Raw genomic sequence first — 1,018 nt, 5'->3', positions numbered from 1 at the left:
GCGTCGAGTTGTTTGGCGAGCGCGGCTATGCCCTGTACCTCGACTTCGGTTTCGTCGCGCGGAAAACGGCCGCGATCACGGAAGAAGGTCAGCAGGATGGCAAAGCCCAACCGGTTCGCCCGGTTTTTGGTCATCACCAGTTCGCGTTCGGCTGGCGCCAATACCCACTGATCTTCCTTACTGCCGCCGCCGTCCGCCATACCGCTACGCTCCTGGGGGCACTGACGCGGGCCAGCCGGCCCGCGTCAGAGTTTCGATCAAGGTGGTCCGCTTCACGCCGAAGTTGCGGCACACGGCTGCCTTGGACATGCCACCTTCGAGCGCGGCGATAATGGCATCCAGCTTCTCGCCGGTGATTGCCTGCGGCCGCCCACCGATCCGGCCACGTTTGCGGGCAGCAGCCAGGCCGGCAACGACACGCTCCTGGATCAAGGCGCGCTCGTACTGCGCGAGCGCGCCGAACACCTGGAATAGAAACTCGCCCGATGGCGTGGTGGTGTCCAGATTCTCCGTCAGCGAGCGGAACGCCACCCGCTTGTCCTTGAGCGAGGTCACGATGGTGAGTAGGTGCGACAGCGATCGGCCGAGCCGGTCGAGCTTCCACACGACCAGTACGTCGCCGGGCCTGACGAATTCGAGCGCCTGCACCAAGCCGGCGCGGTCGTCCTTCGCGCCGGAGGCGTAATCCTCGAACAGGTGACGCGGATCGACGCCGGCGGCGAGCAGCGCGTCGCGCTGCAAGTCCGTGCTCTGCCGGTCGGAATCTGACGACACGCGCATGTAACCTACTAACATAAGCGGAAAACCATCAAGACGCGGTTTCCGCATGGTAGCGTCTGGCGACACAGTTTTCCGCACAATTTTGCGGCCACTCGGAGCTTGGTGCAGAGGGCTGTTGAAGATTTGTCGACAATCAAATGTTTTCCGACAGGTCTTGGCATAGCGCAGGCCCGCCTTGCAGCGTTCTGTGAGTAGCGCTTAGTAAAGACGACGTATATACTTTGTTAGTATTAAGTGG

2 protein-coding genes are annotated in these 1,018 nt (G+C 61.8%); both read right to left on the bottom strand.

Features of this window, described 5'->3' with window-relative positions; genetic code table 11:
* The coding region (locus tag H149_RS22980) for a DUF4158 domain-containing protein (protein WP_020651378.1) at positions 1–200 on the bottom strand (200 nt) is incomplete at its 3' end.
* A gap of 4 nt (positions 201–204) precedes the next feature.
* Entirely contained in the window at positions 205–795 is a 591-nt protein-coding gene (locus tag H149_RS0119170; RefSeq protein WP_020651377.1) for a recombinase family protein, read from the bottom strand.
* Positions 796–1,018: the final 223 nt, after the last annotated feature.

It is taken from the genome of Solimonas variicoloris DSM 15731 (assembly GCF_000382285.1).
Classification (GTDB): Bacteria; Pseudomonadota; Gammaproteobacteria; order Nevskiales; family Nevskiaceae; genus Solimonas; species Solimonas variicoloris.
The sequence above is the reverse complement of the archived record's forward strand: the minus strand, read 5'-3'. Positions and strand labels throughout refer to the sequence as shown.

Coding starts and splice junctions, on each gene's coding strand:
- H149_RS0119170 (WP_020651377.1), bottom strand. CDS start 795: ATGTTAGTAGGTTACATGCGCGTGTCGTCAGATTCCGACCGGCAGAGC.